At 74.1% G+C, this 25,392-nt stretch carries 23 protein-coding genes and 1 pseudogene; 13 read left to right on the top strand and 11 right to left on the bottom strand.

Going from position 1 to position 25,392, the window contains the following annotated elements; genetic code table 11:
- Nucleotides 1–26 precede the first annotated feature (26 nt).
- A complete protein-coding gene (locus VKK44_RS03215) occupies nucleotides 27–764 on the bottom strand; it encodes a cellulose binding domain-containing protein (protein ID WP_343445346.1) in 738 nt (245 codons plus the stop codon).
- A gap of 265 nt (nucleotides 765–1,029) precedes the next feature.
- Complete coding sequence (locus VKK44_RS03220; protein ID WP_343445347.1) at nucleotides 1,030–1,323, bottom strand: hypothetical protein; 294 nt, start codon at nucleotides 1,321–1,323, stop codon at nucleotides 1,030–1,032.
- A gap of 100 nt (nucleotides 1,324–1,423) precedes the next feature.
- Here VKK44_RS03220 and VKK44_RS03225 point away from each other — a divergent pair, with 100 nt between their 5' ends.
- The gene (locus tag VKK44_RS03225; RefSeq protein WP_343445348.1) at nucleotides 1,424–1,924 is read left to right on the top strand and encodes a hypothetical protein; all 501 of its coding nucleotides are present in this window, start codon (nucleotides 1,424–1,426) and stop codon (nucleotides 1,922–1,924) included.
- A 25-nt stretch (nucleotides 1,925–1,949) separates the two neighbouring features.
- A complete protein-coding gene (locus VKK44_RS03230) occupies nucleotides 1,950–2,759 on the top strand; it encodes an Fpg/Nei family DNA glycosylase (RefSeq protein WP_343445349.1) in 810 nt (269 codons plus the stop codon).
- A gap of 39 nt (nucleotides 2,760–2,798) precedes the next feature.
- On the opposite strand, the gene VKK44_RS03235 is transcribed toward VKK44_RS03230, so the two are convergent.
- From VKK44_RS03235 to VKK44_RS03250, 4 genes are all read right to left on the bottom strand, one after another.
- On the bottom strand, nucleotides 2,799–3,674 hold the full coding sequence (locus VKK44_RS03235; RefSeq protein WP_343445350.1) for an aminoglycoside phosphotransferase family protein: 876 nt from the start codon (nucleotides 3,672–3,674) through the stop codon (nucleotides 2,799–2,801).
- Nucleotides 3,675–3,742: 68 nt separating this feature from the next.
- Nucleotides 3,743–5,164 (bottom strand): WGR domain-containing protein, encoded by a 1,422-nt coding sequence (locus VKK44_RS03240; protein ID WP_343445351.1) that lies wholly within the window; start codon nucleotides 5,162–5,164, stop codon nucleotides 3,743–3,745.
- A gap of 122 nt (nucleotides 5,165–5,286) precedes the next feature.
- Nucleotides 5,287–6,660, bottom strand: a complete 1,374-nt coding sequence (locus VKK44_RS03245) for an FAD-dependent oxidoreductase (protein ID WP_343447641.1) — start codon at nucleotides 6,658–6,660, stop codon at nucleotides 5,287–5,289.
- 41 nt (nucleotides 6,661–6,701) lie between these two features.
- Nucleotides 6,702–7,850 carry a carboxylate-amine ligase gene (locus tag VKK44_RS03250; protein WP_343447642.1) on the bottom strand — a complete coding sequence of 383 codons (1,149 nt, stop codon included), beginning with the start codon at nucleotides 7,848–7,850 and terminating at the stop codon, nucleotides 6,702–6,704.
- A gap of 210 nt (nucleotides 7,851–8,060) precedes the next feature.
- On the opposite strand from VKK44_RS03250, the gene lysX reads away from it, so the two are divergent.
- Nucleotides 8,061–11,372: a bifunctional lysylphosphatidylglycerol synthetase/lysine--tRNA ligase LysX gene (gene lysX, locus VKK44_RS03255; protein WP_343445352.1), complete on the top strand. Its 3,312-nt coding sequence runs from the start codon at nucleotides 8,061–8,063 to the stop codon at nucleotides 11,370–11,372.
- Nucleotides 11,373–11,483: 111 nt separating this feature from the next.
- Entirely contained in the window at nucleotides 11,484–12,908 is a 1,425-nt protein-coding gene (locus tag VKK44_RS03260) for a carbohydrate-binding protein (RefSeq protein ID WP_343445353.1), read from the top strand.
- 11 nt (nucleotides 12,909–12,919) lie between these two features.
- Here the strand turns inward: VKK44_RS03260 and VKK44_RS03265 are convergent, their stop codons facing one another.
- Together VKK44_RS03265 and VKK44_RS03270 are read right to left on the bottom strand one after the other, a co-directional pair.
- A complete protein-coding gene (locus tag VKK44_RS03265; protein WP_343445354.1) occupies nucleotides 12,920–13,582 on the bottom strand; it encodes a DedA family protein in 663 nt (220 codons plus the stop codon).
- Between the two features lie 78 nt (nucleotides 13,583–13,660).
- Nucleotides 13,661–14,260, bottom strand: coding sequence for a DUF1349 domain-containing protein (locus VKK44_RS03270; RefSeq protein ID WP_343445355.1), 600 nt, complete (start codon nucleotides 14,258–14,260; stop codon nucleotides 13,661–13,663).
- 53 nt (nucleotides 14,261–14,313) lie between these two features.
- On the opposite strand from VKK44_RS03270, the gene VKK44_RS03275 reads away from it, so the two are divergent.
- Entirely contained in the window at nucleotides 14,314–15,966 is a 1,653-nt protein-coding gene (locus VKK44_RS03275) for an alpha-amylase family protein (RefSeq protein WP_343445356.1), read from the top strand.
- 58 nt (nucleotides 15,967–16,024) lie between these two features.
- Nucleotides 16,025–16,783, top strand: a complete 759-nt coding sequence (fabG, locus tag VKK44_RS03280) for a 3-oxoacyl-ACP reductase FabG (protein WP_343445357.1) — start codon at nucleotides 16,025–16,027, stop codon at nucleotides 16,781–16,783.
- Nucleotides 16,784–16,902: 119 nt separating this feature from the next.
- Here fabG and VKK44_RS03285 read toward each other — a convergent pair whose 3' ends face one another.
- Complete coding sequence (locus tag VKK44_RS03285; RefSeq protein WP_343445358.1) at nucleotides 16,903–17,316, bottom strand: hypothetical protein; 414 nt, start codon at nucleotides 17,314–17,316, stop codon at nucleotides 16,903–16,905.
- Nucleotides 17,309–17,704 (bottom strand): hypothetical protein, encoded by a 396-nt coding sequence (locus VKK44_RS03290; protein ID WP_343447643.1) that lies wholly within the window; start codon nucleotides 17,702–17,704, stop codon nucleotides 17,309–17,311. Before VKK44_RS03290 ends, VKK44_RS03285 begins: the two co-directional genes overlap by 8 nt.
- A gap of 149 nt (nucleotides 17,705–17,853) precedes the next feature.
- Here VKK44_RS03290 and VKK44_RS03295 point away from each other — a divergent pair, with 149 nt between their 5' ends.
- From VKK44_RS03295 to VKK44_RS03320, 6 genes and pseudogenes are all read left to right on the top strand, one after another.
- On the top strand, nucleotides 17,854–18,750 hold the full coding sequence (locus VKK44_RS03295; RefSeq protein WP_343445359.1) for a Gfo/Idh/MocA family protein: 897 nt from the start codon (nucleotides 17,854–17,856) through the stop codon (nucleotides 18,748–18,750).
- A 421-nt stretch (nucleotides 18,751–19,171) separates the two neighbouring features.
- A pseudogene (erm, locus tag VKK44_RS03300) lies at nucleotides 19,172–19,963 on the top strand (ErmE/ErmH/ErmO/ErmR family 23S rRNA (adenine(2058)-N(6))-methyltransferase); the annotation flags it as partial.
- 133 nt (nucleotides 19,964–20,096) lie between these two features.
- The gene (sigK, locus tag VKK44_RS03305; protein ID WP_343445360.1) at nucleotides 20,097–20,726 is read left to right on the top strand and encodes an ECF RNA polymerase sigma factor SigK; all 630 of its coding nucleotides are present in this window, start codon (nucleotides 20,097–20,099) and stop codon (nucleotides 20,724–20,726) included.
- Complete coding sequence (locus tag VKK44_RS03310) at nucleotides 20,723–21,460, top strand: anti-sigma factor (RefSeq protein WP_343445361.1); 738 nt, start codon at nucleotides 20,723–20,725, stop codon at nucleotides 21,458–21,460. The genes sigK and VKK44_RS03310 overlap by 4 nt, the downstream gene beginning before the upstream one ends.
- Before the next feature lie 88 nt (nucleotides 21,461–21,548).
- Nucleotides 21,549–22,184: a fasciclin domain-containing protein gene (locus tag VKK44_RS03315; protein ID WP_343445362.1), complete on the top strand. Its 636-nt coding sequence runs from the start codon at nucleotides 21,549–21,551 to the stop codon at nucleotides 22,182–22,184.
- Nucleotides 22,185–22,214: 30 nt separating this feature from the next.
- On the top strand, nucleotides 22,215–23,828 hold the full coding sequence (locus tag VKK44_RS03320; protein ID WP_343445363.1) for a molybdopterin-dependent oxidoreductase: 1,614 nt from the start codon (nucleotides 22,215–22,217) through the stop codon (nucleotides 23,826–23,828).
- Nucleotides 23,829–23,837: 9 nt separating this feature from the next.
- On the opposite strand, the gene VKK44_RS03325 is transcribed toward VKK44_RS03320, so the two are convergent.
- Entirely contained in the window at nucleotides 23,838–24,032 is a 195-nt protein-coding gene (locus VKK44_RS03325) for a DUF2795 domain-containing protein (protein ID WP_343445364.1), read from the bottom strand.
- Nucleotides 24,033–24,113: 81 nt separating this feature from the next.
- Between VKK44_RS03325 and VKK44_RS03330 the strand changes: the two genes are divergently transcribed.
- Nucleotides 24,114–25,370 carry an erythromycin esterase family protein gene (locus VKK44_RS03330; RefSeq protein WP_343445365.1) on the top strand — a complete coding sequence of 419 codons (1,257 nt, stop codon included), beginning with the start codon at nucleotides 24,114–24,116 and terminating at the stop codon, nucleotides 25,368–25,370.
- Nucleotides 25,371–25,392: the final 22 nt, after the last annotated feature.

A 25,392-nucleotide genomic window follows, 5' to 3' on the forward strand; every position in this document is an offset into this window, starting at 1 on the left:
CGCCCGATCCGTCGACCGCATGCCGGTCACCGCCCGCAGACCGGCGAGATGCCGGCGGACGCGCTACTGGCGGCCACCAACACGCCGAACGTGGTCGAGCCGCCCGGTGCCAGCGTCCCGTTCCAGGAGGCGTTGCGGACCGCGACGTTCTCGCCGGCGCGCTCCGCCACCCCGCCCCAGATCGACTCGATGCGCTCGTCACCGGTCCACCGCCACGAGACGACCCAGCCGTGGGTGGACTCGGCCCCGGTGTTGCGCACGGTGACCGTGGCGATGAAGCCGCCGTACCACCGGCTGTCGATGGTGACCGTCGCGGTGCACGTCGACATCGGCAGCGTCCGCGCCGGTCCACCGATGAGGTACGGATCGCGCGTGCCGTGGGTGTCGCCGAACCGGAACCAGTAGTCGGTGTCCGGGGTCAGCCCGCCGACGGTAACCGTCCCGTACCGCTCCGGCCCGGTAACGGCCTCGGCCACCGGATTGCGCCACCCGGTGGCGTCCTCGCGGCTGGTGAAGAGGCTGACGACCATCGGCGGGTCGTAGCCGCAGGGCGGGCTGAGCAGCATCGAGTAGCTGACGGTGAGGCTGGTGGCGGTGGTGCCGGTCACCTGGCCGCTGACCGGTAGCGCCGGCGGGCACACCAGCGTCGGAGTGGGCGCGGGTGTCGTCAGGACGGTGGCGGGCGACCGGGCGGCGCCGGTCGAGGCGGCCAGGCCGGTCAGGGTGAGGGCGGCGGCCAGAGCCGCGCCGAGGGTACGAATCATCTGCGCTCCTGAGCTGAGCTGCGGGCCCCGCGGCGCGATCGGCGGTGGTGGCGTTCAACCGCCCCGGTGGCGCAACGGCGGCACGGCGGACTGCCGGAGAGGACTGCCCGGCGCCGGGTGGCGCACCACCCCGCGCGTCACTCTCCTGCTGGATCGAGCGGCTCGCCCCGGCTCCCGAGCGCGAACTCCAGCCAGTCTGTCATTCGACAAACGTCGATTCAATGACGTCCCGTGCGGTGGTCACCCTGCTGGCGGGCGACGCGGACTAGTCGGGCGCGATGCCGTGGGAGCGCAGAATCTGGCGTACGCGCTCACGCGTGTAACCGGTGACCCGCACGATGTCGACCTGGCGCATGCCGCCCCGGGACGCCTCCACGATGGCGGTGGCGAGCTGGTCGCGTGCCTCGGTGACCTTCTCCCGATCCTCCGCCGCGCGCTGGGCGGAGGCAGCGGCGGTCGCCTGCGCCATGTGAAACGCGCGCACCGCATCCGCCAGTCGGTTGGCCATGCCACAGATGATCTCATCGGCCAAATGTCGCGTGAATTTCGCAATCGTCATTGGCCAACCATCAACAAGAAGACCTACTTGATAAGGCCAAATGAAGACTGGTAGTTTGGCGTCGAGTCAGGCGACCTCAGCCACCCACGAGGAGGCGTCCGTGAGCAACCTACCCACCCTGCCCGAGTGCGGAGAACCGGCGACGCTGCGGATCGAGCTGTACACGACGGACTCCCTGGACGCCTGCGCGTACACCTGTGCGGCGCACACCCCACACGCGCTTGGCGCGCTGGGCCGGGCCGGGCTGGACGCGTACCCGATCGGTCTGGGGCCGGGGGTGTCGCGGCCCTGCGGGCACGTGTTCGTCTATCCGACCGGTAACCTCGCCGCCCCGGACGACCTGGCCCACCCACGTTGGTGCGACCGGGACCGCTGCCGGCTCCGCGGCCGACACTGTTCCCGTGCCCGCCGGCTGGACACCAACCGCTCGGAGTCGTCCGTCGAGGTCGGGCTGGTGCGGGCACTGCATCCCGCCGCCCGGACGATGGTGAGCCTGAGCGGCGCGGCCTCCGCCGTGGTGCTGTCGACCGGGCAGGCGCGGGTGCTGCGGTACCGCCTGGCCCACCTGCTCGACCTGGCGGCGGTCAGCCGGCAGGGGTGAGAACCGCTGACTACGCTTGGCACCTGTGCCAGAGGGACACTCCATCCACCGCCTCGCCGCGCGCCACGCCGAGCTGTTCGCCGGCGACAAGGTGCACGCCGACAGCCCGCAGGGGCGCTTCGCCGAGGGCGCGGCCCGGCTCACCGGCACCGTCCTGGACGGCACCGAGGCGTACGGCAAGCACCTGCTGCACCACTACGCCGGCGAGCTGACGCTGCACGTGCACCTCGGGCTGTACGGCCGGGTCGCCGACGGGCCGGGGGAGCCGCCGGCCCCGGTCGGCCAGCTCCGGCTGCGCCTGCACAGCGACCGCAACTGGTTGGAGCTGCGCGGCCCCGCCGCCTGCGAGCTGCTCACCCCGCCCGAGGTGGCGGCGTTGCGCGGCCGGCTCGGCCCGGACCCGCTGCGCGCCGACGCCGACCCGGACCGGGCGTACGCGCGGATCCGGCGCAGCCCCACCCCGCTCGCCGCGCTGCTGCTGGACCAGTCCGTGGTGGCCGGCACCGGGCTGATCTTCGTGACCGAGGCGCTGTTCCGCGCCGGGCTGCCGCCGCTGCTGCCCGGACGGGAGCTGACGCCGGCCGGCTGGGCGGAACTCTGGGCGGACCTGGTGACGCTGATGACCCGCGCGGTCGGGCGCGGCCGGATCGACACCGTGCGCGACGTGCACCTGCCGGAGGCCACCGGCCGGGCGCCGCGGGTCGACCGGCACGGCGGCGAGGTGTACGTCTACCGCCGCCCGGGTGCGCCCTGCCACGTCTGCGGCACCGCGGTGAGCCGGGGCACGCTGGCCGGCCGCAACCTCTACTGGTGCCCCACCTGTCAGGCCGGCTGAGCGCGCCGCGCGGCCCCGGTCGGCTCGGTCGCCGGCCGGTCAGCACTCGTCGAGCAGCCAGCGGGCCGTCTCGACGTTGCCGGGGAAGACCTGGTCGCCGTCGATGCTCCAGGCCAGCGTCTGCCCGATCGCCCAGCCGCGGACCCGGGCCCGGTCCAGGCCCAGCTCGCCGGTGAGCCGGTCGAGCCGGTGCCGCACCGCCGCCGGGGAGTGGCCCAGCTCGGCACCCCGGACCAGTGGCACGACCGCGAACTCCCGCTCGCCGACAAGCGGCTTCGGGTCGATGGCCAGCCACGGCTCGCGGCCGGCCGCCAGCACGTTGCCGGCGTGCAGATCCTGGTTGACAAGCACCTGTTCGCCCTGGTCCGGAGCCAGCTCGGCGAGCAGGCCGAGGGCGGCGTCGAGCAGCCGTCGCTCGTACGGCCGGTTGGTCCGCCGCCAGTTGGCCGGCATCCGCTCGGCCCAGCCGGTCGCCTCCTCGGCGAGCGGCGTGAACGGCGGGCCGGCCGGCACCGCGAGCCGGGGCAGCAGGCCGACCGCGGCGTCGAGCGCGGCGTCGGCCGCCAGCGTGTGCAGCGGTACGCCCGGATCGCAGCGCTCGACCAGCAGCGCGCGACGGTCGGCGTCGTGGGCGAGCAGCCGGATCGCGCCCCGGCCGGCCCAGTGCGCCAGCGCGGTGGCCTCGTGGACGCTGTCGTCGTCCGGGTACTGGAGTTTCAGCACCGCCCGCGTGCCGTCCGGCAGCTCGGCCGGCACGGCCAGCGAGGCGTACGCGTAGTCGAACGGCGGCCCGACGGCGGTCAGCTCCCACCGCGCCACGCACGCCGCCAACCGGTCCGGCAGCTCCGCCAGCCACGCCCGGCCGAGCGGCGTCCGCTCGGTCCACCGCAATCCTTCCGGGATCTCCCACCGCATCCGGCCATCCTGGCCGAGCGCGGTGACCGGGGCCGCCCGACCCCGGCCCGTCGGGCCGCGGGCTGCGGTCACCGCAGCCGCCGGATGTCGCCGTACGCCCGGTAGAAGCCACCCCGGCCGGACTCGCGGATCTCGCTGACCAGGTAGCGGGCGCCGGGCTCCCGGATGCCCTTGGGGAACTGGACCGACCAGTCCCGCTGGTAGCCGTCGGAGAGGACGTGGACGCGCAGCCGGCCGCCGTGCTCGACGCACTGCACCAGCACGCCGTCCCGGCTGTCGGTGGTCACCTCGACCGTGGCCCAGGCGGCCGGCTCGGGCAGCCGGGCCGGTGCCTTGACGTCCACCACCTCGGGCACGTCGCCCGCCTCGGCCGCCCGGATCGCCGCCTCGCCGGCGTCGATGCAGGCCAGGTAGCCGCTGGTGGTCACCACGTAGAGCCGCTGGTCGTGGTACTGCATGGAGTAGGCCGAGCCGCAGCCGGTGCCGAGCTTCCACAGCCGGTTGCCGGCCTCGTCGAAGCAGTAGACCGAGGAGGCGCTGTCCCCGGCGAAGACGTACCGGCCGTCCTCGGCGGTGGCGCACGAGAAGACCGCGGCGTCACAGCGGTACGTCCGCTCGGCCCGGCCGTCCTTGCGCAGTCGCACCACCTCCCGGGTGCCGGTGCCGGCGAATACCGCGTCGCGCTCCTGCCAGCCGAAGAGCACCGCCCCGGTAGGGGTGTGCCACAGCTCCCGCCCGGTGCGCCAGTCGTAGCCGGTGACCCCCTGCGAGTGACCGTGGTAGAGCGCGTCGGCGTCGCAGCGCACCATCCAGGCGGACCGGCCGCGCCCGGCCCGGCGCCAGAGGAACTCGTCCTCGTGGTCGAACGCGGCGACGCCGCCCTCGTGGTCGGAGACGCCGAGGACGCCGTCGTGGATGTCCAGCCAGTAGATGTCGATCTCCGGCGCGATCGCGTACGCCGCCCGGGGCACCTTGCCGGAGAGGTCGTAGACGTTGCCGTCGTCGCAGCCGGCGTAGACCCAGGCGTCGTCGGCGACGATGCACTTCACGCCCTCGGGGAGCCGGACCTGGTTCACCATCCGGGCGTCGTGGTCCAGCGTGGTGATCACGCCGTGCTCGTTGCCGACCATGCAGTGCCGCCCGTCGACGAAGATGCCGAACGCGGGCGCTCCCGAGGCGTACCGCCACAGGACCGGGGCGGTGCGGGCGGTGGAGCGGGTGCTGACGATCTGCCGGCGGGAGACCTGCCGCTTCTGGCGCAGGCCGGGCACCGCCGGAGCGTAGCCCTTGCGGATCTTCTCGCCGATCTTCTTCGCCGCGGCGGCCCGGGCCCGGGTGTTGTCCGGAAAGGCACTGGTCTTCACCTGCCCCTGGTCCCCGATCCGCCCGTAGCGGACCGTCAGCACGGTGTCGTCGACCACCACCTCGTAGAACTTGTGAGCCGCACCATCCACTTCGGACAGTTCGAGGTAAGTCGTCTCCTGCGACAAGGGGTCCTCCAAGGAAAGCGCCGAACCAGCAACGCGCACAAGGTAATCCCACCCCCCGACAGGGACGCGGATGCCAAGCGGGGCGCCCTCCTGTGCGGAAGGCGTAAAGAGGGGGCCCTTCCTTACTTCGCGGCGAGCGCGTCGACGGCCTTCCGGGCGGCGATCAGCACCGGATCCCACACCGGGGCGTACGGCGGCGCGTAGCCCAGGTCGAGCGCGGTCATCTCGTCCACCGTCATGCCGTTCCACAGCGCCACGGCCAGCGCGTCGATCCGTTTGGCCGCCTCGGACCAGCCGACGATCTGCGCTCCGAGCAGCCGCCCGCTGGGCCGCTCGGCGATCAGCTTCACGGTCATCTTCTGCGCGCCCGGGTAGTAGCCGGCCCGGTTCGTCGACTCGGCCGTCACCGTGACGAACTCGAACCCGGACTCGGTGGCGTCCCGCTCGCGCAGCCCGGTGCGCCCGACCTCCAGCTCGCAGACCTTGGTGACGGCGGTGCCGATCACGCCGGGGAACGTGGCGTACCCGCCGCCGATGTTGATCCCGGCGACCCGGCCCTGCTTGTTGGCGTGCGTGCCGAGCGGAATGTGCACCGGCATGCCGCTGACCCGGTGCAGGGTTTCCACGCAGTCGCCGGCCGCCCAGACGCCCGGGACGTCGGGCACCCGCATGCGGCGGTCCACCCGGATCGCGCCGGACGGCCCGAGCGGCAGGCCGGCGGCCTCGGCGAGCCGGGTGTTGGGGCGTACGCCGAGCCCCAGCACCACGACGTCGGCCGGGACGGGCCCCTCGTCGGTGACCACCGCGACGATCCGGCCGTCCCGTTCCTCAAGGCCGGTGACGGTCAGCCCGGCGCGGATGCCGATGCCGACCCGGCGCATCGCCTCGGCGACCAGCTCGCCCATGTCCGGGTCCACGGTGGCCATCGGCTGCGCGGCCTGCTCGACCAACTGGACCGAGAGCCCGCGCTGCACCAGCGCCTCGGCCATCTCGACGCCGACGTAGCCGCCGCCGACCACCACCGCGTGTCGTGGCCGGGGCTCGCGTTCGAGCCAGTCGAGCAGCGCGGCGCCGTCGTCGAGCGTCTGCACGCCGAACACGCCGGCCACCTCGTCGCGGGCCCACTCCGGCTGCACCGGGGTGGCGCCGGTGGCGTACACCAGGGTGTCGAAGCCGGCGCGGACCTCGCCGCCGCCGTCGAGGTCCCGGGCGACCACCTCGCGGCTGTCCAGGTCGATGGCGGTGACCTCGTGCCGGGTCCGGACGTCGATGTCGAACTCGTCGCGGAACGCGGCCGGGGTGCGGGCGACGAGCTGGTCGCGCTCCGGCACCAGGCCGCTGACCCAGTACGGGATGCCGCAGGCCGAGTAGGACGTGAAGTGGCCCCGCTCGAACGCGACGATCTCCAGGTCCGCCCGGTCGCGGCGGCGCCGCGCCTGGGAGGCCGCCGACATGCCGGCGGCGTCCCCGCCGACGACGATCATCCGCTCCGCCACGCCGCTCATCCTGTCATGCCCCGACCGGGCCGCGGGGCAGCTCAACCACGGGTCTGCCGGGCCACGTCCGCGACCACGTCGACCAGCTCGCCGGTGCGCGCGAACACCGCCCGCTGCCGTGCCGCGCCGCTGCCGTGCCGGCGCAGCCCGTCCAGCAGCTCGGTCACCTGGTCGAGGTCGCCGTGCCGGTCCAGCTCCGGGCGGAGCCGGTCGACGAGTCGCTCCAGCAGCTCCCAGGCCGGGCGCAGCTCGCCGTCGCTCAGGTCGACGCCCTGGCCCTCCAGCCCGTCGTGGGCGGCCCGCCAGTGCGCGGCGACCAGCAGGTGGTGGTCGGTGTTGACGGCCCGTCGGCCGGCCGCGATGTCGGTCAGCGCGGTCGCGACCAGGCCCCGGACCAGCGCGGCCACCAGCACCGCGTCGTCCACGGACGGGCAGACGTCGCCGATCCTGATCTCCACGGTCGGGTACTTGGCGGAGAGCCGGGCGTACCAGTAGAGCATTCCCTCGTCGAGCATCACGCCGCTGGCGATGAGCTGCCGGATCAGCCGCTGGTAGTGCTCGTGCGACTCCAGCCAGGGCGTGGGCGCCACCGACGGCCAGCGTTCCCACTCGATCGAGCGCCAGCTCGCGTAGCCGGTGTCCTCGCCCCGGGAGAACGGGGAGTTGGTGGTGACCGCCTGGAGGATCGGCAGCCAGGGCCGGACGTGGTTGAGCACCTGCACGCCGGTGTCCGGGTCCGGCACGCCGACGTGCACGTGCATGCCGTTGTTGCCGGGGCCGGGCACCAGCAGCCGGAACCGTTCGATCATCCGGTCGAAGCGGGGCTTGTCCACCACCGCCGGGACCGGCCCGTCGACCGGCCCGGTGCCGATCGCCAGCAGGCGTACGCCGGCCCGCTCGGCCGCGTCGGCAAGCTCGGCGCGGAGCATCCCCAGCGAGTGCCGGATCGAGGACAGCTCCAGCCCCGGCGGGCTGCCGATCTCGATCTGGCTGGTCTGGAACTCGCGTTCCACCTGGCCGCGCAGCTCGGCCGGCACCTGCTCCATCACCAGGTCGACGGCGGGCACGGCGGTCCCGGTGTGCGGGTCGGCGAGCAGGAACTCCTCCTCCACGCCGACCGTCAGCAGGTCCGTCCCGCCCGCGGCGGCGTTCCGTTCCTGCTCCGCCACTGAGCCGCCCATGGTCACCACCGTCTCCTCCGGACCGGTCACGGCACCGTGCCGCGTGGTCGACGGTCTGTTACCCACCGTGTCGAGGCCCGAAAACGCGCCGGACGGCGTGTCGGCCCGATTCACCCGGTCGGTCGCGCGCCGCGGGGCCACGGAGGGCCGTCGGGCGACGGAACTCGGGACTACGATGAGCCGGCCCGGCGGGCGGTCGCCGGGCCGGAGGAGGTCGCGGTGACTCCGAACGGCACGTCGCGGACGGTGACCGGCGTTCGCGCCCAGGTCCCGCGCGGCTTCGCGATCCTGCTCGCGGTGATCGCGGCGGTGTGCGCGCTGGCGGCGCTGAGCAGCGCGGTGGCCGCCGACGTCCAACCGGTCCGCACCGCGGTCGACGCGCTGCTGGTGCCCGCGCCGGCGAACCTCGCGTACGCGGTCTTCCTCGGCGTCCTGGCCGCCGCGGCCCGGCGGCGCAAGCGGCTGGCCTGGTGGGTGCTGCTGGTCTACTTCAGTCTCACGCTGGTGGTCGGCCTGACAGCCGGTGGGCTGTTGCTGATGGTGGGCGCCAACGAGCTGAACCACGCCGCCGGCCAGCGGCTCTTCGGCACGTTGGAGACGATCGGCGTCTGGGTCGGCATCGCGTTCGCCGCCGCCGCGGTGGCGCTGCTGGTCGCCGCCCGGCGGGAGTTCTACGCCCGGGTCCGGCCCGGCAGCACCTGGCGTGCCCTGGGCGTCTTCGCCGGCCTGGCCGCCGTCTTCGTTCCCCTGGGCTACCTGCTGCTCCTGGTCGAGCCGGGCAGCCTGCACACCTGGTCCGACCGGCTGGGCTACGCGGTGGAGAAGGTCTTCGGCGGGGCGATCACGCTGGACGTGACCCGGCGGGGGCAGGCGCCCGGCTGGGTCAACCTGCTGCTCGGCGCGTTCGGCGCGACGGCGTTCCTGGCCGCGCTGTTCACGCTGGTCCGCTCGCAACGGGCCAACGCGGTGCTGCACGCCGGCGAGGAGGAGCGGATCCGGGAGCTGCTCGCCCGGCACGGCGAGCGGGACTCGCTCGGCTACTTCGCCACCCGGCGGGACAAGGCGGCCGTCTTCTCGGCCAGCGGCAAGGCCGCGCTCACCTACCGGGTCGTCAACGGCGTCAGCCTGGCCAGCGGCGACCCGGTCGGCGACCCGGAGGCGTGGGGGCCGGCCATCGAGGCGTGGCTGGACCAGGCCCGGGCGTACGCCTGGACGCCGGCGGTGCTCGGCGCCAGCGAAACCGGCGCGCGGGCGTACCGCCGGCACGGCCTGAAGGTGCTCCAGCTCGGCGACGAGGCCATCCTGCACACCCGGGAGTTCGACCTGGACGGCCGGGACATGCGCCCGGTCCGGCAGGCGGTGCACCGGGTCGAGCGGGCCGGCTACACCGCCCGGGTCCGCCGGCACGCCGAGATCCCGCCGGAGGAGCTGGCCGAGCTGGCCGGGCTGGCCACCGCGTGGCGGGACACCGGGCACGAGCGCGGCTTCTCGATGGCGTTGGGCCGGCTCGGTGACCCGGCCGACGGCGACTGTGTGCTGGTCGAGGCGCGCGACGGCACGGGTCGGGTGCGCGGGCTGCTCTCGTTCAGCCCGTGGGGCACGCACGGGGTGTCGCTGGACCTGATGCGCCGGGACCGGGCCGCCGAGAACGGCGTCACCGAGTTCATGGTGACCGCGCTGCTGGCCGCCGGCCCGCGGCTCGGCGTCGACCGCGTGTCGCTCAACTTCGCCGCGTTCCGGTCCGTGTTCGAGCAGGGCGCGCGGATCGGCGCCGGCCCGATCATCCGGGCCTGGCGGCACACGCTGCTCTTCTTCTCCCGCTGGTGGCAGCTCGAGTCGCTCTACCTCTCCAACGCGAAATACCAGCCGCACTGGGTGCCGCGCTACCTCTGCTTCGCCGAGCGCCGGGAGCTGGCCCGGGTCGGCCTCGCGGCGGTCGCCGCGGAGGGCTTCCTGGCCCTGCCCGGCGGGCGGCCCACACCGCTGCACGGGGTGCCGCCGGCCGGCGGCGGGATCGACTACGTGCCGCCGGCCGCCGCGGCGGTCCGGGCCGTCCCGCCGGAGCCGCCCGCCGCGCGCCGCCCGGAGCAGATCCGGGTACGCCTGGCGAAGCTCGACCGGCTGCGGGCCGCCGGCGTCGACCCGTACCCGGTGGGCTATCCGCGCACGGCGAGCTGCGCGGCGGTGCGGGCACGGCACGCCGGGCTGGCCCCGGACACCGGCGCCGGCGAGACGGTGGCGGTGGCCGGCCGGGTGCTGCTGGTCCGCGACCACGGGCGGGTCCTGTTCGCCACCGTCCGCGACGGCAGCGGCGACCTTCAGTTGATGGTGGAGCACGACCTGGACCGGTGGCGGTCGACCGTCGACATCGGCGACCACGTCGGCGTCACCGGCGAGGTGTACGCGACCCGGCGCGGCGAGGTGTCGGTGCGGGTGACCGGCTGGGAGCTGACCGCCAAGTGCCTGCGCCCGCTGCCGGACAAGCACCACGGGCTGGCCGATCCGGAGGCGCGGGTCCGGCAGCGCTACCTGGACCTGGCGCTGGACCCGGCGGCCCGGGAGCTGCTGCGGGCCCGCGGCGCGACGCTGCACAGCCTGCGCGCCGGGCTGGCCGGGCGTGACTTCCTGGAGGTGGAGACGCCGATCCTGCAACGGGTGCACGGCGGCGCCAACGCCCGCCCGTTCGTCACCCACATCAACGCGTACGACCTGCGGTTGAGTCTGCGGATCGCGCCGGAGCTGTACCTGAAGCGGCTCGCCGTGGGCGGGATCGAGCGGGTCTACGAGCTGGGCCGGGCGTTCCGCAACGAGGGCGTGGACGCCACCCACAACCCGGAGTTCACCGTGCTGGAGGCGTACCAGGCGTACGCCGACTACCAGGACATGCGGGAGCTGGCCCGGGAGCTGATCGTGGCGGCGGCCACCGCCGTGCACGGTGCGCCGGTGGCCCGTCGACCCGGCGGCGAGCTGGTCGACCTGGGCGGGGCGTGGCCGGCGCGGACGGTGCACGAGGCCGTCTCGGACGCGTTGGGCGAGGAGGTCACCGCCGACACCGAGCTGGCCGTGCTGCGCAAGCTCGCGGACGCCGCCGGGGTGCCGTACGACCCGCGCTGGTCGGCCGGCGCGGTGCTGCTGGAGCTGTACGAGCGGCTGGTCGAGGCGCGTACCGGGGCGCCGACGTTCTATCTGGACTTCCCGACCGAGGTGTCACCGTTGACCCGCCAGCACCGGCGCGACCCCCGGTTGGCCGAGCGCTGGGACCTGGTGGCGTACGGGATGGAGCTGGGCACGGCGTACTCCGAGCTGGTCGATCCGACCGAGCAGCGGCGGCGGCTCACCGCGCAGTCGTTGCAGGCGGCCGGCGGTGACCCGGAGGCGATGGAGTTGGACGAGGACTTCCTCACCGCCCTCGAATACGCGATGCCGCCGACCGGCGGGCTGGGGCTCGGCGTGGACCGCCTGGTGATGCTGCTGACCGGCCGTTCGATCCGGGAGACGCTGCCCTTCCCCCTGGTCCGCGAGTCCTCCTGACCGCCGCCGCCACCGGCATTCATTGAAGATTGTTGACAAATGCGGGGGCGGGCGCGTACAAATCGCTGTCAGAGAGCGCTCTCCGCCCCGTCCCCGCAGAGAGGCACCCCGATGAACCCGATCCCGGCGGCCCCGGCCGCCCCCACCACCGTGCCCCGGTCCCGTCGCCGGCTCGCCCTGGCCGTGACCGTGCTCGCCGCCACCACCGCGCTCGCCGGCGTCCAGATGACCGCCCAGGCAGCCGTGCCGGCACCACCCTCCGGATGGAGTCTGGTGTGGAGCGACGACTTCGCCGGCGCGGCCGGCACGCTGCCCTCGTCGGCCAACTGGATCGTCGACACCGGCACCAGCTACCCGGGCGGTCCGGCCAACTGGGGCACCGGTGAGATCCAGAGCTACACCTCCAGCACCGCCAACCTGTCCCAGGACGGCGCCGGCAACCTGCGCATCACACCGCTGAAGGACAGCGCCGGCCGCTGGACGTCGGCGCGCATCGAGACGGTACGCAGCAACTTCAAGCCGCCGAGCGGCGGCGTGCTCGCGATCGAGGGCCGCATCCAGATGCCCAACGTCACCGGCGCGGCGGCAGCCGGCTACTGGCCGGCGTTCTGGGCGCTCGGCTCGCCCTACCGGGGCAACTACCAGAACTGGCCGGGCATCGGCGAGTTCGACGTAATGGAGAACGTCAACGGGATCAACTCGGTCTGGGGCGTGCTGCACTGCGGTGTCGCGCCGGGCGGCCCGTGCGACGAGTTCAACGGCCGGGGCGCGTCCCGCGCCTGCCCGGGCAGCACCTGCCAGTCGGCGTTCCACACCTACCGGTTCGAGTGGGACACCTCGGTGAGCCCCCAGCAACTGCGCTGGTACGTCGACGGCCAGCAGTTCCACACCGTCACCCAGACCCAGGTCGGTGAGCCGTACTGGACGCAGATGACCAGTCACGCCGGCTACTTCCTGCTGCTCAACGTGGCGATGGGCGGCGGCTTCCCGAACGGCGTCGCCGGCTCCGCCACGCCGACCGCGTCGACCGTGTCCGGCCGGCCGATGCTCGTCGACTACGTGGCGGTCTACTCACGGGGCGGCGGCGGAAACCCGTCGCCGACGCCGACCACACCGCCGCCGGGTGGCGTGCGGGACGCGTACGCGACCATCCAGGCCGAGTCGTTCAACGCGCAGAACGGCGTGCAGGTGGAGACGTGCGCCGAGGGCGGGCAGGACATCGGCTGGCTGGCCAACGGCGACTGGGCCCGCTACGACAACGTCGACTTCGGCTCCACGCCGCCACGGGACTTCGTGGCCCGGGTCGCGTCCGGCGCGGCGGCCGGGGTGAGCGGCCTGGTGGAGGTGCGGGTGGACAGCCCGACCGCGCCGCCGCTCGGCAGCTTCGCGGTCGGCAACACCGGCGGCTGGCAGACCTGGACCTCGGTGCCCGGCAACGTGGGCGCGGTGACCGGCCGGCACACCGTCTACCTCACGTTCAGCAGCGGCCAGCCGTCGGAGTACGTCAACGTCAACTGGTTCACGTTCCGCCGCTGAGTCGTCGCGGTTCAGCGCCCGGCGGTCACCGACTGCCGGGCGCGTCGCCGGCGTACCTTCTTCACCGCCCAGCTCACGATCATCACGCCGAAGACCGCGAAGATCGCGTAGTTGAACCACTGGCTGTAGCGGTCGACGTCCTCCCAGCGCGACCCGAGCAGGAAGCCGGCGCCGACGATCAGCGTGTTCCACACCCCGCTGCCCAGCGTGGTGAGCAGGACGAACTCGCCCAGCGGCATGCGGTTCGCGCCGGCCGGGATCGACACCAGGCTGCGGACCACCGGCACCACCCGGCCGATCAGCACCGCCCAGCGGCCGTGCCGCTCGAACCAGCGGTCCGCCTTCTCCAGGTCCTCCAGGTCGACCAGCGGGACGTGGTCCAGCCACCGCTTGAGGCGGTCCTCGCCGAGCGCCGCGCCGAGCCAGTAGAGCACCAGCGCGCCGAGCAGCGAGCCGGCGGTCGCGGCCAGCACGATCACCACCACGTTGAAGCGGCCCTCGGCGGACAGGTAACCGGCCATCGCCAGCACGATCTCGCTCGGGATCGGCGGGATGATGCTCTCCAGCGCCACCAGCAGCGCCACGCCGACCGCGCCCCACGCGTCGATCACACTCGCCACCCACCCGGTCAGCCCGGTGAACTGGTTCGGATCGACGTTCTGGGCCAGGGCCATGGCGGTCCTTCCACACGGGTGCCGGAGATCCGGGGGTAGTACCCGTGCGAGCCTGGCTCACACCCGTCGGTGACCGGGCTAACCCTCCGGGTGCAGCGCCTCGTCCGCCGGCCCCCGCCGCCAGCCGGTGAAGCGGACCAGCAGGCCGCCGTGGCTGGGCGAGCAGCAGTACGGCCCGGCCGTCGCCGACGCCGCCGGGTCGAGCGGGGCGACCCGCACCAGTCGCCACGGCTCGCCGTCGGCGCGGGCCCGGACCGTCAACGCGTCGCCGGCCCGGCTCACCCGGACCGTCACGTCCCGCCCCGACCACTCCGGCACCGGGGCCACCGACCAGTCGGAGAACTCGTCGGTCACCACGGCGCCGACCTGCGGCGCGCCGTCGCTCACCTCGACCCCGGCCTTGGTCCACCGTCGCTCGTCCACCCGCACCAGCACGCCGGCCTGGTCGAACTGCGCGGCGTAGTCGAGCCGGAACGACACCTCCACGGCGGTGCCCACGGCGAACGGCGCGAGCAGCGCCGAACCGTCGTCGTGCACGAAGCCGTAGCTGGTGCGCCGCCAGAAGTCACTGCCGCCGCGCGGCTCGACCAGCAGGTCGCCGTCGACCACCTCGGCCCGCTCGGGCGGGTTGAGCCACGTCCCGCCGGACCAGTCGGTGCCGGATGCGTCCTCGCTCATGCCGGCACCGTACCGGGTTTGCCGGATCGCGCGTTCGGAGAAGTAGAGCCCGCATGGGTGACAGGTGGTATCAGGAGGCGGTCGTCTACTGCCTCGACGTCGACACGTACGCGGACTCCGACGGCGACGGGGTGGGTGACTTCCAGGGGCTGATCGGTCGCCTGGACTACCTGGCCCGGCTGGGGGTGACCTGCCTCTGGCTCAACCCGATCCACCCCTCGCCCAACAAGGACGACGGGTACGACGCGACCGACTTCTACAACGTCGACCCGCGACTCGGGACGCTCGGCGACTTCGCCGAACTGCTGCACCAGGCGCAGAACCGGGGCATCCGGGTGATCATCGACCTGGTGGTCAACCACACCTCGGACCAGCACCCGTGGTTCCAGTCCGCCCGGTCCTCGCCCGACTCGCCGTACCGCGACTGGTACGTCTGGGCCGACCACGAGCCGGACGACCGGCACCAGGGCATGGTGTTCCCGGGCGAGCAGCACGAGACCTGGACCTACGACCGGACCGCCAAGGCGTGGTTCTACCACCGGTTCTACAAGTTCCAGCCGGATCTGAACATCGAGAACCCGAAGGTCCGCGCCGAGATCAAGAAGATCACCTCGTTCTGGCTCCAGCTCGGCGTCTCCGGGTTCCGGATGGACGCCGTGCCGTTCATCATCGAGAAGACCGAGCCGGGCAACCCGAACGCGGCGAAGGACTTCGACTACCTCACCGACCTGCGCCAGCACGTGCAGTGGCGACGCGGTGACGCGGTGCTGTTGGCCGAGGCGAACGTCGAGCCGGACGAGTTGCCTGTCTACTTCGGCGACGGCAGCGGCTCGGGCAACCGGATCCACATGCTCTTCGACTTCATGATGAACGGCCGCCTGATGCTCGCGTTCGCCCGGGAGGACCCGGAGGCGATCATCGACGCGTTGCGCGACACCCCGAAGCTGCCGACCGGCGGGCAGTGGGCGACGTTCCTGCGCAACCACGACGAGATCGACCTGTCCCGGCTCACCGCGGACCAGCGCAACGACGTGTTGGCAAAGTTCGGCCCGGACGAGAACATGCAGCTCTACGGCCGGGGCATCCGCCGCCGGCTCGCGCCGATGCTCGGCAACGACCGCCGGCACATCGAGCTGGCGTACGCGCTCCAGTTCTCGCTGCGCGGCACGCCGGTGCTGCGCTACGGCGAGGAGATCGGCATGGGGGAGGACCTGACGTTGAAGGGGCGCGACGCGATCCGTACCCCGATGCAGTGGTCCTTCAAGGAGAACGCCGGCTTCTCCACCGCCGAGCCGGAGAAGCTGGTCCGCCCGGTGATCGACAAGGGTGAGTACGGCTACCAGCAGGTCAACGTCACCGCCCAGCGCAAGGACCCGCGCTCGCTGCTCGGCTGGTTCGAGCGGATGATCCGGACGCTGCGGGAGGCCCCGGAGGTCGGCTCCGGCAGCACCACCCACATCGACGTGCCGATGCCGGCCGGGGTGCTCGCGCACCGCGCCGACGGGCCGACCGGGACCATGGTCTTCCTGCACAACCTCGGCACCGAGGACGTGGAGGTCGACCTGAGCACGCTGGCGCCGGAGGCGGACCTGCCGATCGACGTGCTGAGCGACCGCAACTACGACGAGGCGGGCAAGCTCGACCGGCTGAAGCTGAACGGTCACGGCTACCGCTGGATCCGGCTCTGCCGGGGTGGGGCGCTGTAGACGGACGTGACGGCGGGTTAGGCTCCTCCGATCGAGCCCAAGTTACCGGGAGGTAATCATGTCGGAGGAGCCCCGCGTCGCCATCGTGACCGGAGCCGCGCGCGGCATCGGCGCGGCCACCGCCCGCCGGCTGGCGGCCGACGGGATGGCCGTCGCCGTGGTCGACATCGACGAGTCCACCACCGGCGAGACAGTGGACGCCATCGTCGCCGCCGGCGGCCGGGCGCTCGGCGTCGGCGCCGACGTGGCCGACCGGGCCCAGGTGGAGGCCGCCGTCGAGCGGGTCGCCGCCGAGCTGGGCGCGCCGACCGTGCTGGTCAACAACGCCGGTGTGCTCCGCGACAACCTGCTGTTCAAGATGACCGACGCCGACTGGGACACCGTCCTGGGCGTGCACCTGCGCGGCGCGTTCCTGTTCAGCCAGGCCGCCCAGAAGCACATGGTCGAGCGGAAGTGGGGTCGGATCGTCAACCTGTCCAGCACCTCCGCGCTGGGCAACCGGGGCCAGGCGAACTACGCCGCCGCCAAGGCCGGCATGCAGGGCTTCACCAAGACGCTCGCCATCGAGCTGGGCCCGTTCGGGGTGACCGTCAACGCGGTCGCGCCGGGCTTCATCGTCACCGACATGACCGCGGCCACCGCGGCCCGGATGAAGGTCGACTTCGCCGCGCTCCAGGAGCACGCCGCCGCCGAGATCCCGGTACGCCGCACCGGCCACCCGGAGGACGTCGCGCACACCATCTCGTTCCTGGCGAGCGAGGGCGCGTCCTTCGTCTCCGGCCAGGTCATCTACGTCGCCGGCGGCCCGAAGGACTGACCCCCGTCCCACGACCGGATGGCCACGCTTTCCCAGAAAGCGTGGCCATTCCGCGCTCCACGGCCCCTCTTTCCCAGAAAGCGCGCCCAGGGCGGGGGAGGGAGGAAGGGGAGGGGAGGTCAGGGGTTGCGGCGGGTGCGCCAGAGCCAGAGCAGGCCGAGCGCGGGCAGCACCAGGGGGATGTAGCCGTAGCCGCTGCCGAAGTCGGACCAGACCGTCTCGTCCGGGAACAGCTCCGGGTCGGCGATGCTCAGCACGCCCACCGCGAGCACCCCGACCAGCTCCACCGAGCAGCAGGCCAGCGCGACCCGGCGGCCGGCGTGCCCGGCCCGGGCCAGCCCGACCGCCGCCACGATGTAGATCAGCGCGGCCAGCGCGGAGAGCAGGTACGCCACCGGCGCCTCGCCGAACTTCGTGGCGATCTGGAGCCCGGCCCGCGACGTCGCGGCGATGGCGAAGAGGATGTAGACCGCGATCAGCAACCGCCCCGGCCCGCGGTTGGTGGCCCGTTCGGGTGCCCGCGTCTCAACCACCGACGACCTCCCAGGTCTGCTGCAACCGCACCACCACGACGGGCGTGACCAGGCAGATCGCGCAGACGATCGCCGAACCCCAGCGGGTCGGCTCCATCCGGGCCAGCACCCAGGCCAGCGGCGGCAGGCAGACCAGCGTCACCAGGTAGCCGAAGAACGCCCCCGGCTCGCCCGGCCGGTCCCCACCGCCCAGTGCGACGAGCGCCACCACGGTCAGCGCCAGCAGCGCCACCTCCACCACGGCCAGGCCGGCGAACTGGATCCGGTCCGGCGGCTGCTGGCGCACGGCGGCCACCAGGGCCCAGACCGCGACCGCCAGCGACAGCACGATCGCGATCGTGGGGAGGAGCCCGTCCACCGGCGAGCCGGCCGCCGCCGCGCTGGTCATCGACGCAGTGTCGTTCACCGGACCAGCCTACTAAGCGCTGTAGTAGCGGCTCCGCGCGCGGGTCGGGGCACGCCGGCCGGGCCGGACGACTAACGTGGATCACGGTCCCGGCGTACGCCGGTGGCCCACGACGACGGCAGGGGGTCGGGGTGCGGTTCGGGTTGTTCGGCACCGGTCACTGGGCGGCGGAGACGCACGCCGCCGCCATCGACGCCCACCCACGGGCCCGACTGGCCGGCGTGTGGGGACGGAACCCGGAGAAGGCGGAGGCACTGGCCACCCGGCACGGCGTGCCGGCCTTCACCGACGTCGACGCGCTGCTCGACACCGTCGACGCGGTCGCCGTGGCGCTCCCGCCCGACGTGCAGGCCGACATCGCGGTCCGGGCCGCCACCGCCGGGCGGCACCTGCTGCTGGACAAGCCGTTGGCGCTGAGCCTCGCCGACGCCGACCGGGTGGTCGCCGCCGCCGAGGCGTCCGGGGTGGCCTCGGTGGTGTTCTTCACCCAGCGTTTCCACCCCAACGTCACCGGCGTCCTCGCCTCGGCCGCGGCGGCCGGCGGCTGGCAGCACGCCCGGGGCACCATGTTCGCCTCGATCTACCAGCCCGGGAACCCGTACGGCGACTCGCGGTGGCGGCGCGACCGGGGCGCGCTGTGGGACATCGGCCCGCACGCGCTGTCGCTGATCCTGCCGGTGCTCGGCCGGGTCACCCGGGTCGCCGCGATGGACGGGCCGAGCGGCCTGGTGCACCTGCTGCTCACCCACGACGGCGGTGCGACGAGCACGCTCTCCCTCACCCTCGACGCGCCGGCCGGGGCGGTCACCCGGGATGTCGTCCTCTTCGGCGAGAACGGCACCGAGAGCGTCCCGCCCGGTGACGGCAGCGCGCTCCAGGCGTTCGGCGCCGCGCTCGACCAGTTGCTGGCGGAGGTCGACGCCGGCACCCGCGACCACCGCTGCGACGTGCGGTTCGGCCGGGACGTGGTGGCGGTGCTCGACGCCGCCGAGACGGCCCGGACGCAGGGGCGCACGGTCGACCTGTAGAAATCCGTCGCGGGCGCGACCGGCGCGTCGCTACCCTGGCCGGCATGTTCACGCATGCCCTGATCGACGTGGCCGTCGCGCCGGCCGCGTCCGGGCTCCTCCTGGTCGCCCGCCCGCGGAACCGGCGCCCGGCCCTGGCCGGCCGGGACGCCCACCGCGCCTGACCTGACCACCGGCCGCTGAGCGCCGCACGCTCAGCCGCCCCGCCGGTCCCGCCGCCTCGTCGCGGTGGCTTCCGGCTTCCACGGACCCCGCCACCTCGCCGAGCTGGCGCGGGGTCCGGTCCGGCCGCGTCCCGACCACCTTCCAGGGTCGTCCGAGTCCCGATCCACTCGGACCGCCCGCTCCACGCCACCCCGGCGTGGCACCCCTGCGCAGCGGTCCGTATCCGTCGCCGTCCGGCGACAGACAGGACGAACCCGTGGCGCCCCGCCGACTCCGCACCACCGCACGCGACCGGTCCCGTCGCGTACTGTCCCAGAACTTCCTCGCCGACCCGGCCGCCGTCGCACGGATGGTCCGGGCGGCCCGCCCCGGCCCGGACGACCTGCTGCTGGAGGTGGGCGCCGGACGCGGGCAGCTCACCCGCCCGCTCGCCGCGCGGTGCGGGCGGCTGATCGCGTACGAGGTGGACCCGGCCGTGTTGCCGGAGCTGACCGCGACCTGCGCGCCGCTGCCGCAGGTCGAGGTCCGGGCGGCCGACTTCCTGGCCGCGCCCCCGCCCGGTGGACCGTTCTCGGTGGCCGGCAACATTCCCTGGTCGCTGACCGCGGCCGTGGTCCGGTGGTGCCTCGCCGCGCCCGGACTGCGCGCGGCCACGCTGCTCACCCAGCTCGACTACGCGCGCAAGCGCACCGGCGACCACGGCCGGTGGAGCCGGCTCACGGTGCTCACCTGGCCGGAACACCACTGGCGGCTGGCTGGCCGGGTGCCCCGGGGCGCGTTCCGCCCGGTGCCCGCCGTGGACGGCGGCATCCTGCGACTGGAGCGCCGGACCGCGCCGCTGCTGGCGTCGACCGCGCTGCCCGCGTACCGGAGAATGGTGGAGCTGGGCTTCGGCGGTGTCGGCGGTTCGCTCGCGGCCTCGCTGCGCACCGCCCACCCGGGCCGCCGGGTCGACGGCGCGCTGCGGGCCGCCCGGATCGCGCCGGACACCCCGGTCGGGCTGGTCTGGCCCGAGCAGTGGCTGGTGCTGTTCCGGCTGCTGCACGCCACCGACCCCGGGCGGTCCGGAAAACCGCAGCCGCCCGACCCGGGACGGGCCGGGAAGTCGCGGCCATCCGGGCCGCCGCCCGCTCCGAATGCCTACCGTGCTGGCAGACGGAGCGGACGGAAGGCGGGACCGGATGACCCAGGGCGACAGCGCCGGTGACGTGCCGGGGCGGTCGAGGCTGCACGCCGTGCCCCCGGCCGCCCCGGACCAACGGGCGGAGACCGACGGTCTGCTGCGCGCCGTGGCGCGCGGCGACGAGGCGGCGTTCGAACGGCTCTACGGCATCGTGTCGCCCCGCGTCTACGGGCTGGCCCGGCGGGTGCTGCGTGACCCGGCCCAGGCCGAGGAGGTCGCCCAGGAGGTGCTGGTCGAGGTGTGGCGCACCGCCGCCCGCTTCGACCCCGCCAAGGGCTCGGCCACCGCCTGGGTCTTCACCATCGCCCACCGTCGCGCCGTGGACCGGGTGCGGTCGGAGCAGGCCGGCGCCGAGCGCACCCGCCGCGTCGCCGCCGGGTCCGCCGAGACGCCGTACGACGAGGTGGCCGAGGAGGCGGCGGCCCGGCTGGAACGGCAGCAGGTGCGGCACTGCCTGGACGTGCTCACCGAGGTGCAGCGCGAGGCGATCACGTTGGCCTACTACGGCGGGCACAGCTACCGCGAGGTGGCCGGCCTGCTGGGCGCCGCGCTGCCCACCGTCAAGACCCGCATGCGGGACGGGCTGATCCGTCTCCGCGACTGTCTGGGAGTGGAGCTGAGCCGATGACCGACATCCACGCGCTCGCCGGGGCGTACGTGCTCGACGCGGTGGACGACGTCGAGCAGGCCGCGTTCGCCCGGCACCTGGACGGCTGCGAGAGCTGTGCGCTGGAACTGGCCGAGCTGCGCGAGGCGGTCGCCCGGCTGGCCGACCCGGTCTGGTCCGTACCGCCGCCGGGGCTGCGCGCGGAGGTGCTGGCGGAGATCCGGCGTACCCCGCAGGAGCGGACCGGTCCGGTGGGCCGTGCCGGTCCGGACCCGGCCGGGGCCTGGCGGCGTCGGCTGGCGGTCGCCGCCGCCGCCGTGCTGCTGGCCGGCGGCGCGGGCGCGGTCGCCTGGACGACCCAGGAGCAGCGGGTACGCGACGCGCGTACCGAGGCCGGCGTGGCCCGGGACGAGGCGGGCCGGATCCGGGCCGTGCTGGCCGCCCCGGACGCGGTGGTCCGCACCGTCGCCGCGCCGGCCGGCGGCCGGGTCACGGTGGTGGCGTCGGCGAGCCGGGACGAGGGGGTGGCCGTGCTGGACGGGCTGACCGCGCCCGCGCCGGGGCGGGCCTACCAGCTCTGGCTGATCGAGGGCACCACGGCCACCTCGGCCGGCGTGCTGCCGGCCGGTCGGGGTGGCGGTTCGACGCTGCTCTCGGGTGTCCGTGGTAAGGGCCTGTTCGGCGTGACCGAGGAACCGGCGGGCGGGTCGGCGCACCCGACCATGACGCCGTTGGTGGCGGTCGCGCTCACCTGATTCTTTTTCGCGGACCGACCCATCCGGACGGCGGTGAGCGCCGAATCCCTTCCAGACCGACAGTTCACCACTTGAAGGGATTTCTCCGATGCGCCCCATGAAGCTCACCGCCGTCGCTCTCGCCGCCACGCTCAGCCTCGGGCTCGCCGCCTGCGGCGGGGACGGCGACGACAGCGGCGCCGCCGCACCGGCCGCCAGCGCCCCGATGAGTTCCGCGCCGGCCAGCAGCGCCCCCGCGATGGCCGACGGCCAGTTCGGCAGCGGCTGCGCCGCGGTGCCGACCGACGCGTCGAACCCCGGCAGCTTCGCCGCCATGGCGCAGGTGCCGGTGGCCACCGCCGCGTCCGGCAACCCGCTGCTGAGCACGCTGGTCACCGCCGTCAAGCAGGCCGGCCTGGTCGACTCGCTGAACAGCGCCCAGGGGCTGACCGTCTTCGCGCCCACCAACGACGCGTTCGGCAAGCTGCCCAAGGCCGACCTGGACAAGGTGCTCGCCGACAAGAAGATGCTGACCGGCGTGCTGACCTACCACGTGGTGGAGGGGCGGCTCGGCCCGGACCAGCTCGCCGGCGCGCACAAGACGCTCCAGGGCGGCGAGGTGACGGTCGCCGGCAGCGGCACCGAGTTCACCGTGAACGGCAACTCCATGGTGGTCTGCGGCAACGTGCAGACCGCCAACGCCACCGTCTACATCGTCGACTCGGTCCTGATGCCGAAGTCCTGACGCGGCAACGACCGGCGAGGGGAGGAACCGATGATCCGCCGTACCCTGGCGGCTGCCGGAACGGGCCTGCTCGCGGCGGCCGCCGGGGTGGCGGTCGCGGAGCTGCTCGCCACCGGCGTCCGCCCGCAGGCGGCACCGCTGGTCGCGGTCGGTAGCGCCGTGGTGGACGGCGCGCCGACCCCGGTCAAGGAATGGGCGGTGCGCACGTTCGGCACGTACGACAAGCCGCTGCTGCTGGCCGGCATCACGCTGGCGCTGGCGCTGCTCGCGGCGCTGACCGGGGTCGCCGCGCGACGCCGTCCGGCGCTGGGCCTGCTCGGACCGGCGGTGCTCGGGGTGGCCGGCGTCGCCGCCGCGCTGACCCGCCCCGACGCCCGCCCGGCCGACGCGCTGCCGTCCCTGGCCGGTGCCGTGGTGGCCGCCGTACTGCTGCGACTGCTGCCCCTGCCCGGCCTGCCGCGCCGGCCGCCCCTGCCCGCCGCCGGCCCCGAGCCGGTGGGTCCGGCGGTGCCCGGCACCGGCTCCGGCGCGACCGGCGACGGTGTGGCCGGTTCGGGTACGGCCGGTTCGAGCCGGCCCGGGGCGGACCGGCCGACGCGGCGGGCGGTGGTACGGAACGCGACGCTCGTCGCCGCCGGCACCGTGTTCGCCGGGGCCGGCGCGGCCGTGCTACGCCGGCGGAACGTGGCCGACGCGGCCCGGTCCCGGGAAGCCGTCCGGCTGCCCGCGCCGGCCTCGCCGGCCCGGCCGCTGCCCGCCGGCGTGGCACCCGGCTTCCGCACCCCGACCGAGGACTTCTACCGGGTGGACACCGCGCTCACCGTGCCCCGGATCGACGTGGACGCCTGGCGGCTGCGGCTGCACGGCCTGGTGGCGCGGCCGGTCGAGGTGAGCTTCGCCGAGCTGCTCGATCGCGGGCTGATCGAGCGGGACATCACGCTGAGCTGTGTGTCCAACGAGGTCGGCGGCCCGTACGTGGGGACCGCCCGGTGGCTCGGCGCGCCGCTCGCCCCGTTGCTGCGCGCGGCGGGCATCCGGTCCGGCGCCGACCAGCTCGTCGCCCGCTCCGACGAGGGGATGACCATCGGTACGCCGATCGAGACGCTCCTCGACGGGCGGGACGCCATGCTCGCGCTCGGCATGAACGGGGCGCCGCTGCCGTTCGCGCACGGCTTCCCGGTCCGGATGCTCACCCCCGGCCTGTTCGGGTACGCGGGAGCGTGCAAGTGGGTCACCGACCTGGAGGTGACCACGTTCGAGGCCTTCGACGCGTACTGGGTGCGGCGGGGCTGGGCGCGGCGGGCACCGGTGCGGACCGCGTCCCGCATCGACCGGCCCGCGCCGTTCGCCCGGATCCCGGCCGGACCGGTCACCGTGGCCGGGGTGGCCTGGGCGCAGCACCGGGGCATCTCGGCGGTGGAGGTGTCGGTGGACGGTGGCCCGTGGCGGGCGGCCGAGCTGCTGCCCACCGCCTCCACCGACACCTGGGTCCAGTGGCGGTACGCCTGGTCCGCCCCGACCGGCCCGCACAGCCTGCGGGTACGCGCCACCGACGGCACCGGCGCGGTGCAGCCCGAGCAACGCCGCACCCCGTTCCCCGACGGCGCCACCGGCCACCACACCATCACCCTCACGGTGCGATGACGGGCGCTTCTAACCGGTGAACAGGGCCAGCGCCTCGCCCAGCTCGCCCGGGGTGTCGAACTCCTCGGCCGGCAACGTGCGGAGCATCTGGAGCGTCTCGGTGCTGGCACCGTTCTCCTGGCCCCAGCGGACCAGGTCCTCCCGGGAGACCGGGTAGTCGAGCCCGGAGACGAACTCCTGCAACTGCGCGCCGCTCACGGTCATGTCGCGCGGCTACCCGCTGGGCGGGACGGCATGCCCGTCCCGGCGGCGGTTTGCCCCGGCGGGGCCCGGGTAGCCGCGTACATGCTGGTTCAGCGGCTCGGTGCGCCGAGCGACTTCGACCCGCTGCTGGAGCGCGTCCGCGACGCCCGCATCGTGATGATCGGCGAGGCGACGCACGGCAGCTACGACTACTACCGCCTGCGCGAGCAGTTGACCCGGCGGCTCATCGCCGAGCAGGGGTTCGACTTCGTCGCGGTGGAGGGGGACTGGCCGGACTGCGACCGGGTGCACCGCTCGGTGGTGGGCGCACCGGGCGGGCTGGCCGATCCGATGGTCGCGTTGGAGCGGTTCGAACGCTGGCCCACCTGGATGTGGGCCAACGCGGAGGTGGCCCGGTTCTGCCGGTGGCTGCGCGCCTGGAACCTGGAGCGGCCGGAGGGGGAGCGGGCGGGCTTCCACGGCCTCGACGTCTACTCGCTCTGGGAGTCGATGCAGGCCATCTTCGACTACCTGGGCGAGGAGGACCCGGCGTCGCTGGAGGCGGCCCAGGAGGCGTACCGCTGCTTCGAGCCGTACGGCAAAAAGGTCGAGGAGTACGGCATGGCCAGCCGGTTCGTCTCCGCCCGGTGCGAGGAGGAGGTGGTCCGGCTGTTGGCGCGTACCCGGGAACAGGCCGCCGCGGACGGCCCGGACCGCTTCTCGGCGTGGCAGAACGCGGAGGTGGTGGCCGGCGCGGAACGGTACTACCGGGCCATGGTGGGCGGCGGCCCGGAGTCGTGGAACGTCCGCGACGTCCACATGGCCGACACGCTGGACCGGCTGCTCGACCGCTACGGGCCGGACGCGCGCGGCGTCGTGTGGGCGCACAACACGCACGTCGGCGACGCGCGGGCCACCGAGATGGCGGCCGACGGCATGGTCAACATCGGTCAGCTCGGTCGGGAACGGCACGGCCGGGACGCGGTGGCGTTGATCGGGCTCGGTAGTTACCGGGGCACCGTGGTCGCCGCCCCGCGCTGGGGTTCCCCGGCGGAGACGATGGTGGTGCCGCCGGCCCGGAAGGGGTCGGTGGAGCACCTGTTGCACGAGTTGATGCCGGACCGGGCGGTGCTGGTGTTCGGCGGCCCGGACGAGCCGGGCTGGGTCACCGGGGAGGCGGACCACCGGGCCATCGGCGTGGTGTACGACCCGAGCTTCGAGTCGTGGGGCAACTACGTGTCGACCCGGCTGGGCGAGCGGTACGACGCGTTCGTCTGGTGCGACGAGACGACCGCGCTGCACCCGCTGCCGGCGCTGATGACGCCGGGCGAGATGGAGACGTACCCGGCCGGGGTGTGACGGGTGGGGCCCCGCGGGGCCC

The organism is Micromonospora sp. DSM 45708 (genome assembly GCF_039566955.1).
In the GTDB taxonomy this organism is placed as follows: domain Bacteria; phylum Actinomycetota; class Actinomycetes; order Mycobacteriales; family Micromonosporaceae; genus Micromonospora.

What these genes read in the sequence shown, in the direction of transcription:
- VKK44_RS03270 (WP_343445355.1), bottom strand. Translation starts at nt 14,260, where the DNA reads ATGAGCGAGGACGCATCCGGCACCGACTGGTCCGGCGGGACGTGGCTC.
- VKK44_RS03310 (WP_343445361.1), top strand. Translation starts at nt 20,723, where the DNA reads ATGACCGACATCCACGCGCTCGCCGGGGCGTACGTGCTCGACGCGGTG.
- VKK44_RS03325 (WP_343445364.1), bottom strand. Translation starts at nt 24,032, where the DNA reads ATGACCGTGAGCGGCGCGCAGTTGCAGGAGTTCGTCTCCGGGCTCGAC.
- VKK44_RS03215 (WP_343445346.1), bottom strand. Translation starts at nt 764, where the DNA reads ATGATTCGTACCCTCGGCGCGGCTCTGGCCGCCGCCCTCACCCTGACC.
- VKK44_RS03320 (WP_343445363.1), top strand. Translation starts at nt 22,215, where the DNA reads ATGATCCGCCGTACCCTGGCGGCTGCCGGAACGGGCCTGCTCGCGGCG.
- VKK44_RS03290 (WP_343447643.1), bottom strand. Translation starts at nt 17,704, where the DNA reads ATGACCAGCGCGGCGGCGGCCGGCTCGCCGGTGGACGGGCTCCTCCCC.
- VKK44_RS03330 (WP_343445365.1), top strand. Translation starts at nt 24,114, where the DNA reads ATGCTGGTTCAGCGGCTCGGTGCGCCGAGCGACTTCGACCCGCTGCTG.
- VKK44_RS03220 (WP_343445347.1), bottom strand. Translation starts at nt 1,323, where the DNA reads ATGACGATTGCGAAATTCACGCGACATTTGGCCGATGAGATCATCTGT.
- VKK44_RS03275 (WP_343445356.1), top strand. Translation starts at nt 14,314, where the DNA reads ATGGGTGACAGGTGGTATCAGGAGGCGGTCGTCTACTGCCTCGACGTC.
- VKK44_RS03265 (WP_343445354.1), bottom strand. Translation starts at nt 13,582, where the DNA reads ATGGCCCTGGCCCAGAACGTCGATCCGAACCAGTTCACCGGGCTGACC.
- VKK44_RS03260 (WP_343445353.1), top strand. Translation starts at nt 11,484, where the DNA reads ATGAACCCGATCCCGGCGGCCCCGGCCGCCCCCACCACCGTGCCCCGG.
- sigK (WP_343445360.1), top strand. Translation starts at nt 20,097, where the DNA reads ATGACCCAGGGCGACAGCGCCGGTGACGTGCCGGGGCGGTCGAGGCTG.
- fabG (WP_343445357.1), top strand. Translation starts at nt 16,025, where the DNA reads ATGTCGGAGGAGCCCCGCGTCGCCATCGTGACCGGAGCCGCGCGCGGC.
- VKK44_RS03315 (WP_343445362.1), top strand. Translation starts at nt 21,549, where the DNA reads ATGCGCCCCATGAAGCTCACCGCCGTCGCTCTCGCCGCCACGCTCAGC.
- VKK44_RS03235 (WP_343445350.1), bottom strand. Translation starts at nt 3,674, where the DNA reads ATGCGGTGGGAGATCCCGGAAGGATTGCGGTGGACCGAGCGGACGCCG.